The 17,335-nt window shown below is 32.7% G+C and carries 16 protein-coding genes and 1 pseudogene; 11 read left to right on the forward strand and 6 right to left on the reverse strand.

What is annotated here, in order from left to right; translation table 11 throughout:
- Together EZH24_RS00615 and EZH24_RS00620 are read left to right on the forward strand one after the other, a co-directional pair.
- Positions 1–293: PTS sugar transporter subunit IIA (locus EZH24_RS00615; RefSeq protein WP_161976085.1), on the forward strand; the 293-nt coding region annotated here is incomplete at its 5' end.
- Between the two features lie 41 nt (positions 294–334).
- Positions 335–1,111, forward strand: coding sequence for a DeoR/GlpR family DNA-binding transcription regulator (locus EZH24_RS00620; protein ID WP_137997201.1), 777 nt, complete (start codon positions 335–337; stop codon positions 1,109–1,111).
- Between the two features lie 118 nt (positions 1,112–1,229).
- Here EZH24_RS00620 and EZH24_RS00625 read toward each other — a convergent pair whose 3' ends face one another.
- From EZH24_RS00625 to EZH24_RS00635, 3 genes are read right to left on the reverse strand one after another with little or no spacing between them, the layout of a single operon-like run.
- Positions 1,230–1,790: a GNAT family N-acetyltransferase gene (locus EZH24_RS00625; RefSeq protein WP_137997202.1), complete on the reverse strand. Its 561-nt coding sequence runs from the start codon at positions 1,788–1,790 to the stop codon at positions 1,230–1,232.
- Positions 1,791–1,828: 38 nt separating this feature from the next.
- Positions 1,829–2,470, reverse strand: a complete 642-nt coding sequence (locus EZH24_RS00630; protein ID WP_137997203.1) for an isochorismatase family protein — start codon at positions 2,468–2,470, stop codon at positions 1,829–1,831.
- 17 nt (positions 2,471–2,487) lie between these two features.
- On the reverse strand, positions 2,488–3,060 hold the full coding sequence (locus EZH24_RS00635) for an HDIG domain-containing metalloprotein (protein WP_137997204.1): 573 nt from the start codon (positions 3,058–3,060) through the stop codon (positions 2,488–2,490).
- Between the two features lie 246 nt (positions 3,061–3,306).
- On the opposite strand from EZH24_RS00635, the gene gltA reads away from it, so the two are divergent.
- Positions 3,307–4,707: an NADPH-dependent glutamate synthase gene (gene gltA / locus EZH24_RS00640; protein WP_137997205.1), complete on the forward strand. Its 1,401-nt coding sequence runs from the start codon at positions 3,307–3,309 to the stop codon at positions 4,705–4,707.
- A 106-nt stretch (positions 4,708–4,813) separates the two neighbouring features.
- On the opposite strand, the gene EZH24_RS00645 is transcribed toward gltA, so the two are convergent.
- Together EZH24_RS00645 and gltX are read right to left on the reverse strand one after the other, a co-directional pair.
- Complete coding sequence (locus tag EZH24_RS00645; protein ID WP_137997206.1) at positions 4,814–5,206, reverse strand: response regulator; 393 nt, start codon at positions 5,204–5,206, stop codon at positions 4,814–4,816.
- Positions 5,207–5,218: 12 nt separating this feature from the next.
- On the reverse strand, positions 5,219–6,667 hold the full coding sequence (gltX, locus tag EZH24_RS00650) for a glutamate--tRNA ligase (protein WP_137997207.1): 1,449 nt from the start codon (positions 6,665–6,667) through the stop codon (positions 5,219–5,221).
- Positions 6,668–6,819: 152 nt separating this feature from the next.
- Between gltX and EZH24_RS00655 the strand changes: the two genes are divergently transcribed.
- The 7 genes from EZH24_RS00655 to EZH24_RS00685 all read left to right on the forward strand — a co-directional run bounded on the left by EZH24_RS00655 (position 6,820) and on the right by EZH24_RS00685 (position 16,032).
- The gene (locus EZH24_RS00655) at positions 6,820–7,812 is read left to right on the forward strand and encodes a type I phosphomannose isomerase catalytic subunit (protein ID WP_137997208.1); all 993 of its coding nucleotides are present in this window, start codon (positions 6,820–6,822) and stop codon (positions 7,810–7,812) included.
- A gap of 30 nt (positions 7,813–7,842) precedes the next feature.
- Positions 7,843–8,619, forward strand: a complete 777-nt coding sequence (locus tag EZH24_RS00660; protein ID WP_137997209.1) for an ABC transporter ATP-binding protein — start codon at positions 7,843–7,845, stop codon at positions 8,617–8,619.
- Between the two features lie 32 nt (positions 8,620–8,651).
- A complete protein-coding gene (locus EZH24_RS00665) occupies positions 8,652–9,434 on the forward strand; it encodes an MlaD family protein (protein WP_137997210.1) in 783 nt (260 codons plus the stop codon).
- A gap of 48 nt (positions 9,435–9,482) precedes the next feature.
- Positions 9,483–10,376 carry an inositol monophosphatase family protein gene (locus EZH24_RS00670; RefSeq protein ID WP_137997211.1) on the forward strand — a complete coding sequence of 298 codons (894 nt, stop codon included), beginning with the start codon at positions 9,483–9,485 and terminating at the stop codon, positions 10,374–10,376.
- Between the two features lie 89 nt (positions 10,377–10,465).
- A complete protein-coding gene (atpD, locus tag EZH24_RS00675) occupies positions 10,466–11,881 on the forward strand; it encodes a F0F1 ATP synthase subunit beta (protein WP_137997212.1) in 1,416 nt (471 codons plus the stop codon).
- A gap of 96 nt (positions 11,882–11,977) precedes the next feature.
- Positions 11,978–14,794 carry a methyl-accepting chemotaxis protein gene (locus tag EZH24_RS00680; protein ID WP_236847022.1) on the forward strand — a complete coding sequence of 939 codons (2,817 nt, stop codon included), beginning with the start codon at positions 11,978–11,980 and terminating at the stop codon, positions 14,792–14,794.
- On the forward strand, positions 14,791–16,032 hold the full coding sequence (locus tag EZH24_RS00685) for an OmpA family protein (protein ID WP_137997214.1): 1,242 nt from the start codon (positions 14,791–14,793) through the stop codon (positions 16,030–16,032). The genes EZH24_RS00680 and EZH24_RS00685 overlap by 4 nt, the downstream gene beginning before the upstream one ends.
- A 28-nt stretch (positions 16,033–16,060) precedes the next feature.
- Here EZH24_RS00685 and EZH24_RS00690 read toward each other — a convergent pair whose 3' ends face one another.
- Positions 16,061–16,609 (reverse strand): flavodoxin domain-containing protein, encoded by a 549-nt coding sequence (locus EZH24_RS00690; protein WP_336596083.1) that lies wholly within the window; start codon positions 16,607–16,609, stop codon positions 16,061–16,063.
- A 325-nt stretch (positions 16,610–16,934) separates the two neighbouring features.
- Here EZH24_RS00690 and argC point away from each other — a divergent pair.
- Positions 16,935–17,335 (forward strand): annotated as a pseudogene (argC, locus tag EZH24_RS00695) (N-acetyl-gamma-glutamyl-phosphate reductase); the annotation flags it as partial.

Consider the following 17,335-nt stretch of genomic DNA (forward strand, 5'->3'; position numbering starts at 1 on the left):
TTTATTATGTAACAGGCGAAAATATAGCTATGCCTCATACATCTCCAGAGTTTGGCGCTATTGAAACTTCTATTGCCATAACTACATCTAAAGACGGAATATATTTTGAAAATCATGAATTTAATCCCGTAAAAGTTATATTTATGATATCGGTATTGAAACCTGACGACCATATTGATTTTATAATGAAAATAGCCGATATATTGCAAGATAGAGAATTTATATATAATTTATCTAATTGTGAAAACGATAACGAACTTAAAAATATTTTATTAAATCGTATAAATAGTTAATAAATTATATATAATTTCAATTTTGTAATATTCGGAAAAATATGAACACGATAGAAAAATATAATAGGTTGGAAGAATTAAAAAAATTAGTTATAAAAAATAAACGATTAATGGTAGAAGATATTGTGGAATATTTTAATGTATCTTACCCAACGGCAAGAAGATATATACAAGAGGCTTTAGTAAATAATAAAGATTTAAAAAAAATAAGAAACGGCATAGGATTAATTACGGATTTTGGAAATACGGAAATATATTTTGAAGAAAAATTAAATATAAAGACTGAAGAAAAAAAATCTATAGCAAAAAAATGCGCTTCTTTAATATTTGAAGGCGAAAGTATTATAATAGATTCGGGAACTACCTGTTATTTTTTCGCTCAAGAACTGTATCATAAGAATTTAAAAATAGTTTCAACGGATATCAGAATAAGTATGGAACTTACGGATAATAAGGATATATCGGTTTATACGATAGGCGGAGAGATAAGAAAAGGCTATTATTCCATAGGCGGTCCTATAGCTCAAGAAAATATTCAAAATTTCAATGTTAATACGGCTATAATGTCCGCTGATTCTATAAATATTGACAGAGGTATAACGAATACCGATGTATTTGAGATTCCAGTAAAAAAAGAATTAAGAAAATGTTCCAAAAGACTTATATTAATATCGGATAGCTCAAAATTTAATAATAATTCTTTTTATCATGTTATGCCGTTATCGTCTATAGATATACTTATTACGGATTCTAATATAGATAAAAATATATACAAACGATTAAAAGAAGAAAAAAATATTGAATTAATAATAGTATAAATTAAAATCAATAATCATTATGTTCATTGGAATTTATATCTATTTTCAAATCATTAACCAAATTTATTTTTAAATAAAAGTTTTTATTATATTGGTAGTTAAAAAACGAGTATGCATTCTATACATCTTCGTCTTTATTCAATATCGTCATGTGTATATGGTCTTCCCACTTTCCGTTTATTTTCAGATATTTTTTTGCAAGTCCTTCGTATTCGAATCCCAATTTTTTTACCAAATTCATCGAAGCTCTGTTATGAGGCATTATATTCGCTTCTATTCTATGGAGTTTTAATTCTTTGAAAATTATTACAATCGCCGCTCGCAACGCTTCAATCATATAGCCTTGTTTCAATTCTTCTTGGTCTAATTTATATCCAACCGTTGTCGATAAAAAAGAAGAGTTTGCAATATTTGTAAAGCTAATCATTCCGATTATTCTTTTTTTATCTTCTATTTTAAAAATCCAAAATTTTAACATTCTGCCGAATTTTGTCTCTTCCAATTCCTGCTTAACGATTTTTTTATGAGTCGCTAAATTATAAAAAGATTCTGGACGCAAAGGGTCGTATTCTTTAAAAAAATTCTTATTTCTCAAATAAAAATTTACAATTTCTGGAGTCATATCCATATTTGGTTGAATGAGTAATAATCTTTTCGTTTTATAACTTTTCTTTATCATATTCTTTATTAACTATCTCTACTCGTTTATTTATCGTATTAAAGACGAACCTTCTTAACATTTATATTTTGAGTGGAAGAATATAATTTTTCCGCTTTTTCGGGATTAACGGCGGCGCAAGCGTATTCCAAAACATTTACATTAACCAAATACTCGGCGTTAATAGACGCCACATAATCCGCGGTATCTCTACTCGTATAATAAACGCAATGGTCCAAAGCGACTCCCACAAAATCCAAAATTAAAACCTCTTTATTTTCTCTCGCCACATCTATAAAATCTTTATGCATATAAGAAAAACCCGAAATTCCGTCATCGTCCGCATCGACTCCTTTTTGAACATATATATAATCTTTCTTTTTTTTGAGTCCATCGACTATTGCAGAACCGTAAGTTCTCGCCACGCAATGACGAGGAAGCAAAGTTAAAGTTTCTTCGTCTCCCGTTTCTTTATCCATAACTTTTATTTTTGAAAAAGGCTCTTTGTCATGCGTAGAAGCAAACGAAATATGATTCGAAGGATGCCAATCTTGAGTCGCTATAATCGCGTCATATTCTCCGTTTTTTATAAGTTCGTTTATGATGGGAATTAATTCGTCAGCTCCTTTAACAGCCATAGGTCCTCCTTTCATATAATCGTTTTGCATATCCACTATTGTAAGTATTTTTATTTTGCTCATAATTAAACTCTTATAATTTACGAAATTTTTTGAAGTCCTATTTCTTCTTGAACGGGAATCAAAGCGTTAATCGTTTCTTTTATTAATTCGTCCAAAGAGACTCCCAATCTTTTTGCTCCTTTATTAACGACTTCTCTGTCTACTTTTGCCGCAAAGTTTTTATTTTTCAATTTTTTCTTAACGGATTTTACTTCCATATCTTCCACGCTTTTTGAAGGGCGAACTAAAGCGCAAGCCGTTATGAATCCCGCAAGTTCGTCAACGGCGTATAAAGTTTTTTCCATATCGCTAATCGGTTCAATATCCACGCATATTTCAAAACCGTGACTTTGAATCGCTCTTATAAAACTTTCTGGCAGATTCTCTTTTTCCAATATTTCCTTAACTTTAACGCAATGTTCGTTTGGATACATTTCATAATCCATATCATGCAATAGTCCAACCATTCCCCATTCGTCCTCGTCTTCTCCGTTTTTTCGGGCAAAATATCTCATTACCGCTTCGACTGAAAGCGCATGTTTAAATAACGATTCTTCGCTATTGTATTTTTTAAATAATTCTATAGCTCTATTCCTTTCTATGCTTGCCATAAAATCTCCTTCAAAATGTTAACATAATTATATGTTATATTCATATATTTTTCAATATTTAAATTTATAATTTTTTAAATTTTTATGAATTTTAACTATATGTCGAATAATTTTATATAATTAAACTATTTCGATATATTTTTTATTATTTATACTTGATTATATTTAATTATATGGTATAATATTTATAAATAATTTAATTATTAATGGTTTATTAAAAATATCCAATTAAACAGGAGAATATATATGCCCCCAAGGTCAAAATTAGGCGAAATACCAAGACAGGAAATGCCGACAAGAAGCGCCGAAGAGCGAAGAAAAGATTTTAAAGAAGTGCCAACGGGTTATACCGAAGAGCAGGCTTTAAAAGAGGCTTTAAGATGTTTGGATTGCAAAGTTCCTCATTGTATGGAAGGATGCCCCGCTAAAGTTAAGATTCCTCAATTTATAGGACTTGTCGCGGAAGGAAAATTTTTAGACGCCGCTAAAAAAATTAAAGAAACCAACGCTTTGCCCGCCGCATGCGGAAGAGTTTGCCCTCAAGAAACTCAATGCGAAGAGCGATGCGTTGTCGGTAAAAAATTCGAGCCAGTAGCAATCGGCAAATTGGAAATGTTTGTAGCCGATTACGAAAGAAAACATTCCGAGCATGAAGATTTGAAAGTGGAAAAGAACGGCAAAAGAGTATGCGTCATCGGAGCTGGTCCCGCTGGTTTGGCATGCGCGGGAGATTTAATCAAATTGGGATACGATGTTACGGTTTTAGAAGCGCTTCACACAATCGGCGGAGTTTTAATGTATGGAATTCCAGAATTTCGTTTGCCTAAAGAATTGGTAGCTCATGAAGTTGAAAATCTTAAAAGAGACGGAGTAAAATTCAAAATAAACGAAGTCGCTGGAATATCTTTGGATTTTGGAGAATTAAGAAAAGAATATGACGCCGTATTTTTGGGAACGGGAGCGGGGCTTCCAGTATTTTTGAATGTCCCAGGCGAACATTTATGCGGAGTTTATTCGGCAAACGAATATTTGACGAGAGTAAATTTAATGGGCGCTTATAAATTCCCAGAAGTCGACACTCCCGTTATAAGACATAAAAAAGTCGCCGTGCTTGGAGGCGGTAATGTCGCTATGGACGCTTGCAGAACGGCGGTGAGACTCGGAGCGGAAAAAGTTTACATAGTTTATAGAAGGACGGAAAAAGAGCTTCCAGCGAGACTCGAAGAAATCCATCATGCTATGGAAGAAGGAGTGGAATTCAGATTTTTAAGAGCGCCTTTGGAAATTATCGGAGACGAAAACGATAATGTTGTCGCCATAAGAACTCAAGTTATGGAATTGGGAGAGCCTGACGAAGACGGAAGAAGAAAACCGATTGCAGTCGAAGGAAAAATCGAAGATATAGAAGTTGACGCGGTGATTATCGCTATAGGAACGACTCCGAATCCTTTGATTGCAAGAAAAGTTCCAGAGCTTAAAATAACGAAAAAAGGAACTTATGTCATAGACGAAGAGACGGGAGAGACTTCAATGGACGGAGTATTCGCTGGCGGAGATGCCGCAAGAGGAGCGGCTACGGTTATTCTTGCTATAGGAGACGGAAAAAGAGCGGCTTACGGAATAGACAAATATTTATCGGAAAAGTAAGAATAGTTTTCAAGATACCTTTTTAAATTAATTTTTAGCCCGATGTTTAACGACTCGGGCTTTTTTAATTTAACGATTAATTATTATTTATATTGCTTATAATTTATTATTTTTTAGAATGTTTATTTCTATATTCCAGAGCGTCTTGAACTATCGGAACTAATATATCGAAATCGAGAGGTTTTTCTATCAATCTAAAAACTCCTTCCGCTATTATTTCTTTTACCATTTCCGTATTTCCGTAAGCGGTGATTATAATAATCGGAATAGAGCTTTTTCTTTTTTTCATTTCTCTTATCAATGCGAGTCCCGTCATAGTGGGCATAAGCAAATCTGTTATAATGACATCAACGGGATTTTGTTCGAGTATAGTTATCGCGGCTTTTCCATTTTCCGCCGTTTTTACTTCAATATCGTATTCCTCGAATGTATAAGTTATAAGATTTCTGATATTTTCTTCGTCGTCTACCGCTAATATTAAAGGTTTTCCGTTTATCATATTTTTCCCTTATCAAATATATTTGGATAATCTGTATAAAATATTTTCTTTGCCCAAAAGCTCGCAAATATGCGAAAGTTCCGTTCCAGCTCCGCTTCCCGTTAAAACATATCGAATCGGATGATATAAATTTGGTCCTTTTAATCCCGTTTCTTTTTGAGCGGATTTTATTAAATCTTTCATATATTGGTCTGTAATTTCGTTTTCTTTTTCTATATTGCTTTTTATAAATTGAAGCAGTTTTTTGCTTTCTTCTTTACTCACAATTTCTTTCATTTCATCGGTTAATTCAAAATCGTTTTCAAAAAATACGGGAACATATTTATTTATGTCGGATAAAACAACGCAATTATGCCTTATTGCCGAAACAAGTTTTTTAGCCCATAATTTTTCGCTTTCGGTATAATTTTCTTTTAAGAAACCGCCTTTTATCAAATACGGAATAAACAATTCAACCGCTTCGTCCAAATCGATATTTTTTATATGCCAAGCGTTTAAGTGCCTAAGTTTAGCCGTATCGAATATCGCGGGACTTTTTGAAAAACGAGATAATGTAAAAGCCTTTATCATTTCTTTATCGTTCATAGTTTCAATCGCTTCGGGATGCGTCCATCCGAGCAAGGCTAAAAAATTTCTCATAGCTTGAGGCAAAAATCCTTCGTCTTTATATTCCATTAAAGTCGCCGCTCCATGTCTTTTCGATAATTTTTTTCTATCGTCTCCAAGTATAGAAGAAGTGTGAGCGAATTTTGGAGGTTCGCTTCCGAGCGCTTTATAAATCAAGATTTGTTTCGGAGTATTTGAAATATGGTCTTCGCCTCTTATGACATGAGTTATTTTCATTAGCATATCGTCTATGACTACCGCGTAATTATAAGTTGGAAAACCGTTTTCGCGCACTATTATAATATCGCCGATTTCATCGCTATTTGTTTTTACCGTTCCTCTCACATAATCTTCAAAAATTATCTCTTCGTTTTTTGGAACTCTGAATCTTATTTTCGCCGCCTCTCCGTTTGCCACTCTTTTTTTCGCTTCTTCTAATGGAATATCCTTACATTTTCCATCGTATATTATTGGCTGATTCAAAGTTTTTTGCATATTCGATTTTTTTTCCAATTCTTCGGATGAGCAAAAACAATAATAAGCCTTTCCTTCTTCCATCAATTTTTCGGTGTATTTTTTGTATATGTCTAATCTCTCCGATTGAAAATAAGGTCCGTAATCTCCGTTAACTTCCGGTCCCTCGTCCCAATCGACTCCGAGCCATTTAAGAGATTTTATAGCCATATCTACCGCTTCTTTAGTGCTTCTCTCTTGGTCGGTATCTTCAATTCTTAAAATCAATTTTCCATTTTTAACCGATTTTGCATAAAGCCAATTAAATAAAGCAGTCCTCGCGTTTCCTATATGTAAAAACCCCGTTGGAGACGGAGCGAATCTAACTCTAATATCGGACATAAAATATACCTTAAAAATTATTTAGTAATTTAGACTTAATTATTATACATTAAAAACAATAAAAAGCAATAAAATAAACATAATATTTATATAAAACTATTTTCATAATAAGCAATATTGAATTATTTATTTTCGTATTATATAATTTTATTATGTATTATATATTAGAATTATATGAAATAGGAAAAGAAACGGTTTGGGGCGGAAATTCGCTCGCCTATTTATATTCAAAACCTTTTGAACTCGCTAAAAATATAGGCGAGAGCTTGGAAATATGCGATTTGAAAGAGGGTAAAAATATAATATCGAACGGAGAGTTTAAAGGCAAAACTTTATCGTATTTGATAGAAAATTACGGCGAAGAATTTTTAGGTTCTGATTGCTCCGAATTCATAAAAGAAAAATATTTTCCGTTATTGATAAAATTCATAGACGCAAAGGATAAATTATCGATTCAAGTTCATCCAAACGAAGAATACGCGAATAAAAAACATAATAAACATGGCAAAAATGAAATGTGGTATATTATGGATGCAAAAAATAATCCAAAACTTTTGATAGGATTAAAAGAAGGAATTGACAAAACGGCGCTTAAAAACGCGATTGAAAACAAAGAAAATATAGAAAATATGTTTAATTATTTTGAAGTTAAAAAGGGAGACGCTTATTATATTCCGAGCGGATGCATTCATGCGATTCTTGGCAATGTTATTGTAGCCGAAATACAAACTCCGAGCGATATTACTTACAGACTTTACGATTGGAATAGAATTGATAAAAACGGGAAAGGAAGAGAACTCCATATTGAAGATTCTTTTAATGTGATTGAAAATATAGATTCTTCAAAATTAAAATCTCAAAGAATAAATAAACTTAAAAACGAGAATTTGGAGATTAATCAAATATTTTCAAATAAATATTTTACAACCGAAGAATATCTTATTAAAGATAATTTTTCTTCAAAAACGAATAATAAAACTTTTGAAATAATTATAAATATCGAAGGAAGCGGAATCATAGAATCCGATATGAAAGACAATATTATAGAATTAAAAGCGGGCAAAACGGTTTTGATTCCCGCAAGTTTGGGAAATTATAGAATTAAAAGCGAAAAAGAAATGAAATTTTTAAGAATTACGATTTGATTTTGTAGGATTCTTTATAAGGTTTTATTAATGGATATTATTGAAATGAAAGATGTGCATAAAAGTTTTGGCTCTCAAAAAGTATTGAACGGAGTAAATCTCACGGTAAATAAGGGCGAGACTTTGTCGATTATAGGAAATTCTGGATGTGGAAAAAGCGTTCTTGTAAAACATTTGATAGGATTATTGCAACCCGATTCTGGAACAATAATCGTAGAAGGGCGGGATATTAATCAAATTTCGGATAACGAATTAACGGAAGTTCGTAAAAAATTCGCGATGGTTTTTCAAGGAGCGGCGCTTTTCGATTCGTTGAATGTTTACGAAAATGTGAGTTTCGGTTTAAGAAGAATAAAAAAAAATATGCCAGAAGAGAGAATAAAAATGAAAGTAGCCGAAGTTTTGGATATGGTTGGAATGCCGAATATAGAAAAAAAAATGCCTTCCGAACTTTCTGGCGGTATGAAAAAGAGAGTCGGTTTGGCGAGAGCGATTGCTATGGACCCAGAAATTTTGCTTTATGACGAGCCGACTACGGGACTCGACCCGATTATGTCGAGAATAATTGACGATTTGATAGTGAAAATGCAAAATTTACTTAATGTGACAAGCATAGTTATTACTCATGATATGATGAGCGTTTTTAGGATGGCGGATAGAGTGGTTATGCTTTACGATGGAAAGATTATTGAAGGAGGGGACCCCGAGCATTTGCATGAAATTGAAGAACCTCATTTAAAATTCTTCTTTATGAGCAGTATTGCGAAAAAGGGCGAGGATATAGAAACTATAAAACCCGTGGATTAATTATATATTTAGATATTAGAGGTAATTATTATATGAGAAAAAAAATTAAATTGGGAATATTCTTTATATTGACTATAGTATTATTGGTATTTTCCGTAAGCATACTTGGAAATTTAAAATTGAAAGGCAACGGATATAGAATATATGTGGATTATGTTTTTATCGGCGATTTGCTCGTAAACGGCAAAGTTTCATATAGGGGCGGAGGAATAAATATAGGTTTTATCGAAGATATAGCGATTAATCCAGACGGAACAATAAGAGTGACTTTATTCATAACCGATAAAAATGTGATTTTGCCCGAAGGAACGAGATTTACTATACAAACGGTTGGACTCGGTTTGGGCGAAAAATATATAATGGCTACTCCGCCTACCATAACCACCGAAGGGCTTAAAAGTCTTCCGCCAGAAAGCGTAGTTAAGGGAGTAGAGCCTTTTAGTTTGGAAAGCACTTTGGGTTCTATAGGAGATATAGGAAAAGAACTTAATTTGGACGAATTTACAAGTATAATCACAAATATGTCTTCTACTATCGAACTTATAACTAAAATAATAAATACGAACGAAGCGGATATTAACGAAATAATTTCAAATGTCAATAAAAGTATTGCGAATATAAATGTCATAAGCAGAGATTTGTCTTCTATAATAGCGGATATCGAAAGCGGAAAAGGAACGGTTGGAGGCTTGATGAAAGATACCAATTTACAAACTAATGTTTCGCAAATAATAGAAAATTTGAAAATATTTAGCGAAAAAGTGCGAGATAATCCTTCGGTTTTATTATTTAGGGAAACTCAAACTAATAAATAATTTTTAATTTTATTTATGTAATTTAATTTTATGAAAGGAGATTTTATTATGGGTTTATTTAATTTTAATATTTTTGGTAATAATAAGAAAAGCAAAAGCATAGACGAAAACGATAAAAAATATAGAATCATAGAAAGCGAAATTAAAAAATTCTCAAAATCGAAATTGAATAAATGCTTGAAAGACGCGGAATATATCGCGATAAAAGCGGGCAAATATTCTTTAAAATATTTCGGCGCTCCAAGAAAAGTGTCGAAAAAGGGAAAAACCGATTTATTTACCGAAATCGACTTAAAAAACGAAGAAACTATAAAAAAATATTTGACGAAAAAATATCCGAAATTCGCTTTTTTGGGAGAAGAATCGAACGACTTTGAAGATAAAGATTTTTCATGGATAGTCGACCCGATAGACGGAACGAGCAATTTTATTCACGGTTATCCTTTTTATTGCGTTTCAATAGGTTTGGCTTATAAAGGTTATCCGATTTTGGGAGTCGTTTACGCTCCTTTGACAAATTCGGTTTATAAAGCGCATATCAAATCGAAAGCTTATAAAAACGGAAAAGTTATTAATGTAAGTTCGAGTAATAAATTAATCGAATCTCTTATTATTACGGGATTTTATTATAATACGGCTACGGACGAAGATTTTTTGAATAATAGAATGATTGATTTTGAAAATATGGTTAGAAAAAGTTTGGCTGTTAGGCGAGACGGTTCTGCGGCTTTGGATATATGTATGGTTGCCGAAGGAGCTGCGGACGGATTTTTTGAATTCGGACTTTCGGCTTGGGATATTTGCGCGTCCACCGTTATACTTAAAAGAGCGGGCGGGCTTATTACAAATATAAATATGAAAGAATACGATATTTTTTCTAAAAAACAGTATATAGCGAGCAATAAAAGAATTCATAGAGAAATGATAAAAACTCTTGAATAAGTTTTGAATAAATATAAAATATAGGACAATAATTTTTATTAATTAAATTTTTTGAATAAAATAACTTAAATAAAAAAGGAAAAATTTTTATGGTAGCAGAAGGTAATAAAGGAAAAGTTATTCAGGTTGTCGGTTCTACTTTGGACGCCGAATTTGAAGAAGGACATTTGCCCGAAATATTAAACGCGCTTTATATAGATAAGGAAGTCGAAGGAATTCAAAGGCATATTGTTTGCGAAGTTCAACAACATTTGGGCGGAGGAAAAGTGCGGGCAATCGCTTTGGAATCAACGGACGGAGTTTCGCGAGGAGACGATATTATAGATTCGGGAAATCATATAATGGTGCCAGTGGGAAACGAAACTATAGGAAGAATATTTAATGTATTGGGAAAAACGGTCGATAAAGGCGAACCTATAGAAGCTAAAGAATATCGTTCGATTCATTCCGTGCCGCCAAGATTCGATGTCCTCGAACCGAAACTTGAAATATTTGAAACGGGAATAAAGGTTATAGATTTGCTCGCTCCCTATATTAAAGGCGGGAAAACGGGATTATTCGGCGGAGCTGGAGTGGGAAAAACGGTTTTAATAATGGAGTTAATTCATAATATTGCAAGCGAACATGGAGGCTATTCGGTATTTGCGGGAGTAGGAGAGAGAACGAGAGAAGGAAACGATTTGTGGAGCGAAATGAAAGAATCGGGAGTTATCAATAAAACATGTTTGGTTTACGGACAGATGAACGAACCTCCAGGAGCGCGTTTGAGAGTAGCTTTAACGGCTTTAACTATGGCGGAATATTTTAGAGATTCTGCGGGACTCGATATTTTATTATTTATAGACAATATTTTTAGATTTACTCAAGCGGGAAGCGAAGTTTCCGCTTTGCTTGGAAGAATGCCATCGGCGGTTGGTTATCAGCCCACTTTGGCTACGGAAATGGGAACTTTACAGGAAAGAATAACATCCACTAAAAACGGCTCTATTACTTCCATTCAAGCGGTTTATGTGCCAGCGGACGACCTTACCGACCCCGCGCCAGCGACAGCGTTTAGCCATTTGGACGCCACGACAGTTTTATCGCGAGAAGTGAGCGAAAAAGGAATTTATCCCGCAGTCGACCCTTTGGCTTCCACAAGCAGAATACTCGACCCTTTGGTTTTGGGAGAAGAACATTATCAAGTGGCGCGAAATGTGCAAAATATTCTTCAACGATATAAAGATTTACAGGATATTATAGCGATACTTGGAGCGGACGAACTTTCCGAAGAGGATAAATTAACCGTTTCGAGAGCGAAAAAAATCGAGCAGTTTTTGAGTCAGCCTTTCTTCGTAGGCGAGCAGTTTACGGGACTTCAGGGAAGATATGTAAAAATAGAAGACACGATAAGAAGTTTTAAGGGAATATGCAACGGAGATTATGACGATTTGCCAGAACAGGCTTTTAGATTTGTAGGTTCTATAGAGGAAGCGATTTCAAAAGCGAAAGCTATGAATTCGTAATTTTTTATATTTACAAAAAGTAAAAAAATGATTATTTTATACCGATAATACAAAAGATACTAATTTTTTAAGTAGGGCGATAATATGCTGTTTAAAATGAACGAAAATTTTTTAAGAAAAAGACTCAAATATCTTATGCCTCTCATGTTTGTTGTAAACGCTATTATCACCATAGCAGTTTATTCTGTAACCATATATTTTATTTATCAACAGTTTACTCCCGTAAGAAGATATACATATTTCTTTATGTTAATGACTTCTTTAGCGATAGCGATAAGTATATTTTTCGACTTTTTGAAAGTTGAAAGAGGAAAATTTGTCCATTTGGGAATTGTGTATATATTTAAAACCGTATTCGCTTTTGTGGTAATAGCTGTGCTTACATATCCGATATACATACTTGACGGAACTATGACATTATTCGAGGTGCTTAATTTCAGATTGTTAATAGTTTTGTTGTTTATAAATTTCGCAGCCTCCATATCTTCGTTGTCGTTTTGGATTTTGGTTAAACCTATATATCAAATCACGGGCAAAAGAGAATATTATATTCCTATGATGTATGTTATAATGCCATACTCTATGGTATTCGTTATTTTTGTTTTAGTAATATTAAACGGTATTAATTATAGAAGTTCTTCTCTTTATTACGAACAATATAATAATATAGTAAGTAGAGAATATATAAGCGACGCGGCCACTTCGATTTACGATGCAATTAACGAATATGTAAGCGTTGAAAACGATTTTTCTTTTTATTTAAGAAATATTTCAAGATACGGAGATAATCTTATGCAATACGGAGAATTTTTATCGCAATATTTGAACAATAGATACGGAAGCGATACGAATATAAACGCTTTTTATATACATTTTTACGATGCGAGGGTAAGCGGAATCGACATTAACGACACGATTTATACGAACGCGCGAAGTTTGAATATGATTTTTAATAGAAATAATAATTTTATTTTTAGAGTAAACACAAACGCAAATTTGCCGATTCCAGCGATAGAAATTCGAGGCGCTAATCGTAGAATAAATATTATCAGAGATTTGGAATACTTCTATATATATAATCCGATTGTTTATAATGGCAATATTATAGGTTTTGTGGCTTTGGAAGTAAAATCTTCAATTTTTATAGATTTATTAAACGATTATCCTAACAACGATATATTTATCGCAAATAACAATTTTGATATAAACGCTTATAATAAAATGAATTTTCTCGGCGCTCTTCAAAGTCTATTGAATAATCCCGCGACTTCTTCGGAATTAAGAGACGAGGCTAACAATAATTATTTGAATACGATTTCGGATTCCAGAATAGTTTTGAACGAAAATTATAATTTATATTTCGTTAAATATTCGCTTTTTAACGATATTTATGTGATTGGAGTTTGGGAATATCAAATTCCTTACAGAGCGAATATGGATTTTAGAAGAACTATTTTATTTTCGACTTTGACTATATATGTGGGATTAACTCTATTTGCGATAGTGCTTTTTATTATAGTTATCATTTTAAGAAGGACTATGGTTCGAGCAAAAAATGTCGCGGATTCTTTAAGCGAAGGTTCGGGCGATTTAACCGTGAGACTTCCGATAACGAATATTGACGAAACGGGAGAATTGGTGCATTCTTTCAATAAATTTTTGGATAAAATGCAAAGTATCATAACGAACATTAAAGAAAACACTTATGTCCTCACGGGAAGCGTTCAAAATATTCGTTCTTCGATAAATATCGGAGTGAGCGATTTTGAAAGTTTGAATAAAGAATTCAAAAACGAAGTGGCTAATTCCAATAAAATTGCCGAATCCTCTTCCAACGCCGCGAGAGTTACTTTTATGCAAAGAACGAGAATCAATTCGGTAAACGAAATCATAAGACAGCTTTTGGACAATATAAACGAAATTAGCGAAAAAATGAAATCTCAATCGGATGCCGTCAATAGAACGAGCGTGTCGGTTCAGCAAATGATGGCGAATATTATCACCGTAAATCAAGGTTCTATTAAGGCGAATAATTATTCCAAAACTCTCGATATAGAGGCGAGAGAGGGAGGAAACATATCCGAATCGCTTGCCGATGCAATTCAAGGAATTAAGGATTATTCGAAACAAATAACGAGCATTACGAACGTTATACGAAATATTTCCGAACAAACGAATCTTTTGTCTATGAACGCGGCAATCGAGGCGGCTCAAGCGGGAGAATACGGACGAGGCTTTACGGTCGTTGCCGAAAAAATCAGAAAACTTGCGGAAGATACGGCGAATAACTCTACGGTAATCAGCGATTTAATCGAAGAGACGATTCAAGCGATAGAACAAATGGTAGGTTTGGTGGCAAAAAGTTCCGAGTCGAGCGATAAAATTATAGAAAGTTCCAATATGCTTACGGGAGTTATCAATTCCATATCCAACGCAAACGAAGAATTGGATTTGGGAAGAAGAGATATTTTAAATAATGTTTCAAATTTGAATAGCATAACCGAAGCGGTTCAAGAACTTTCCGTTAAACAGATGCAAATGAGTTCTATGGTAAGTCAAAATATTTCTGGAGTCGACAAACTTGCCGAAGATGTGGTTAATGTGGTAAACAATACCGAAAGCGATGTTAAAGTTCTTTTGGGTTCTATCGAAAATGTAGCTCAATTATCGAATTCAACGGTAGACAGTATGGAAAATATGGATAAAAAAATCAAAGAATTGCAATATATTTTCTTACAATTATACAAATTGGTTATATCTTTCAAAACGGAAAAAACCGAAGAGGAAATAAAAGAAGAAATGAAAAAACTTAATCTTTTGGATAAAATCAGAATCAAACTTGAAAAAAGGTCTAAAAAACATAGAGAAAAAGAAATTGGCAAAAGGAAAAAAGAAGAAATTACCGAGTTATGATTAAAAAAATTTTCGTTTTAATATTCGTTTTTAACGCGTTTATTTTTAATATAGCGTTTTGTCAAATCGAAAATGTGGAAAATATCGAAAAATTGTCGCATAAATTCTATTGGAATTTGGAAACGGGAAAAAGAATAGAATCGGTAAAAACTGCCGATGTCGAATATTACGAAAACGGAATTTTGAAGAGAACTTATAAAGAAAGAAATATTGTAGATTTAACCGTTATCGCAATCGCTCCGAAAGGCGGTTATAGAGTTAGCGGTTTATTCAAAATTTTCAGAATGCAAAGAGGAGAGAGAGTTTTTCATTTGGACGAAGAATATACGAGCGATTTTATAATTCGCACAAACGGAAGGTTTGAAGTGCCTACCGTCCATTTTATGCCGAATGTTAGACATATTCCGACATTCCCCGATAAAGAAATAAGTCTAACGGATTCTTGGAGCGCCGAAGCGGTTGAAATAGTGAAAGTAAATAACGCTCCGAATCTTTCTATGGCTTTAGCGTCCGATTATCTTTTTGCAAATATCGAAACTAACGAGGAAGGAAAGAAAAACGCCGTTATTCAATATCATATTATGACGGATAAAGATTTGGTTCAGGCGGGACTTGCAAGAAACGGATATCCCGCGAGAATTTACGGATTCAATTACGGGACATTTTTATGGGATATGGAAAATAATATTCCAATTTCTCAAAGCGAAAAATATCAAATACTTTTTGGCTACGGAAAAGAATTGGCTTATAGAAGTTTGCAATATAAAATGAATATAGTAAGCACTTATAAAATATACGATTCGATTTCAAAAGAAGAAGAGGACAGAGACAGAAGAGAACTTGAAGAAAATTTAAATAATGACAATAACATTACCGTTGAAACCGTGCCAGAAGGTTTGGTTTTGCGTCTCGGAGAAATTTTATTCGATACGGATTCTTTTACTTTAAAAAACGAATCGAAAGAAACTATTGACAATATTATCGAAGCGATTAAAAAAACTTACCCCGACAGAGAGATAATAGTTCGAGGACATACCGACAATACGGGAAGCGAACAATATAATAAAACTTTATCCGAAAGAAGAGCAAAAACGGTAGCCGATTATATTTTGCCGAATCTCAATCATGATAAATTATCCTACAGTGGTTTTGGAGACAAAGAGCCAATCGCTCCAAACGACACGGAAGAAGGAAGAAGCAGAAACAGAAGAGTAGATATTATAATCAAATTAAGATAATTATTTTTATTAGAATTTTTTATTTCTTTCATTTAAATTCTTTAAGATAATTTTTCACATCCGAAACCAAATCGTTTATCGAATTTTTATTTAAATAATCTATTTTCTTACCGTAATTTTCTAAAAAAACTTTGTCGTCTTCCGTTTGAATATTTTTGCTCGCTAAAATTTTTCTAAACATAAGCATCATTAAAGCATGATGAAGTTTTAATTTTGAAAAGTCGATTGCTCCTCTTAAAAAATAAAATGTTATATTTTCTTTTTCTTTATTTTTAAAATTTTTATTTATCGCGTCTTCGTATAATTCTTTATGCTGCGGATTTGAAATCCCGACTATGACGCAATAAATTTTTTTATCTTTGTTTAACTTTTTATAGAATTTTTTAATATTTGCATATACGGTTAATTTGCTCGCGTATAAAGAGCCAGCGAATATTATAACTTCGTAATTATTTAAAGTTTGAGTCGATATGTTGTCCGCTTCGAATAAATCGGCATGAAGTTTGTCGGATATCCATTTTGCGTAAGTCCTTGCGGCTCCGTATTTGCTTTTATATATTACTGCGATTTTCGGCATAATTTTTCCTCTGTTTTTATTTCTTCATTATATTAAAATATTGACGATAAAACTATAAAATATAATAAAATTTTTATTAAAAAATTTCAATTAAAAATATTGACATTTTTTTTAAATATATTAATATAAACGCAAAATTATTTAAGGCATTATTATGAATACGATTAAAAAAATATTGCATTATCTATTCTTATCTAAAGATTCTTTGAGGCGTTAATCGCCCGCATCAATTATCTAAATTAATAAATCTATTAAAATAAAATATAAAAGTTAAAATTAAAATAAAGAAAAAATTAAATTTATTATTTAAAACGGAGAATTAAAAATGATAAAAGTATCGATAATAGGAGCGACAGGCTACGCTGGAGTAGAATTGATAAGACTTTTACTTTTGCATCCAAAAGTGGAATTAAAAAATATTTCTTCAAAAAGTTTTGCGGGAGATAATATAAATAAAATATATCCTAATTTGAATAAATATTGCGAAAAGATTTTGACGGACGAAGACTCCGCCATTGAAGATTCGGATGTCGTATTCGCGTCTCTGCCCGCGGGGTTGAGCGATGAAATAGCTAAAAAATGTTTCGATAAAAAAATATTGTTTATAGATTTGGGAGCGGACTTCAGACTTTCAAACGAAGAAGATTATAAAAAATGGTATAAAAAAGATTATAAATATAAAGAGATTCATAACGAAGCGATTTATTCGATTCCCGAAATAATAAA

Source organism: Brachyspira catarrhinii (assembly GCF_005518285.1).
GTDB classification, from domain to species: Bacteria; Spirochaetota; Brachyspiria; order Brachyspirales; family Brachyspiraceae; genus Brachyspira; species Brachyspira catarrhinii.

Coding starts and splice junctions, on each gene's coding strand:
- atpD (WP_137997212.1), top strand. CDS start 10,466: ATGGTAGCAGAAGGTAATAAAGGAAAAGTTATTCAGGTTGTCGGTTCT.
- gltX (WP_137997207.1), bottom strand. CDS start 6,667: ATGTCCGATATTAGAGTTAGATTCGCTCCGTCTCCAACGGGGTTTTTA.
- EZH24_RS00665 (WP_137997210.1), top strand. CDS start 8,652: ATGAGAAAAAAAATTAAATTGGGAATATTCTTTATATTGACTATAGTA.
- EZH24_RS00630 (WP_137997203.1), bottom strand. CDS start 2,470: ATGAGCAAAATAAAAATACTTACAATAGTGGATATGCAAAACGATTAT.
- EZH24_RS00685 (WP_137997214.1), top strand. CDS start 14,791: ATGATTAAAAAAATTTTCGTTTTAATATTCGTTTTTAACGCGTTTATT.
- gltA (WP_137997205.1), top strand. CDS start 3,307: ATGCCCCCAAGGTCAAAATTAGGCGAAATACCAAGACAGGAAATGCCG.
- EZH24_RS00620 (WP_137997201.1), top strand. CDS start 335: ATGAACACGATAGAAAAATATAATAGGTTGGAAGAATTAAAAAAATTA.
- EZH24_RS00690 (WP_336596083.1), bottom strand. CDS start 16,609: ATGCCGAAAATCGCAGTAATATATAAAAGCAAATACGGAGCCGCAAGG.
- EZH24_RS00680 (WP_236847022.1), top strand. CDS start 11,978: ATGAACGAAAATTTTTTAAGAAAAAGACTCAAATATCTTATGCCTCTC.
- EZH24_RS00635 (WP_137997204.1), bottom strand. CDS start 3,060: ATGGCAAGCATAGAAAGGAATAGAGCTATAGAATTATTTAAAAAATAC.
- EZH24_RS00655 (WP_137997208.1), top strand. CDS start 6,820: ATGTATTATATATTAGAATTATATGAAATAGGAAAAGAAACGGTTTGG.
- EZH24_RS00625 (WP_137997202.1), bottom strand. CDS start 1,790: ATGATAAAGAAAAGTTATAAAACGAAAAGATTATTACTCATTCAACCA.
- EZH24_RS00645 (WP_137997206.1), bottom strand. CDS start 5,206: ATGATAAACGGAAAACCTTTAATATTAGCGGTAGACGACGAAGAAAAT.
- EZH24_RS00670 (WP_137997211.1), top strand. CDS start 9,483: ATGGGTTTATTTAATTTTAATATTTTTGGTAATAATAAGAAAAGCAAA.
- EZH24_RS00660 (WP_137997209.1), top strand. CDS start 7,843: ATGGATATTATTGAAATGAAAGATGTGCATAAAAGTTTTGGCTCTCAA.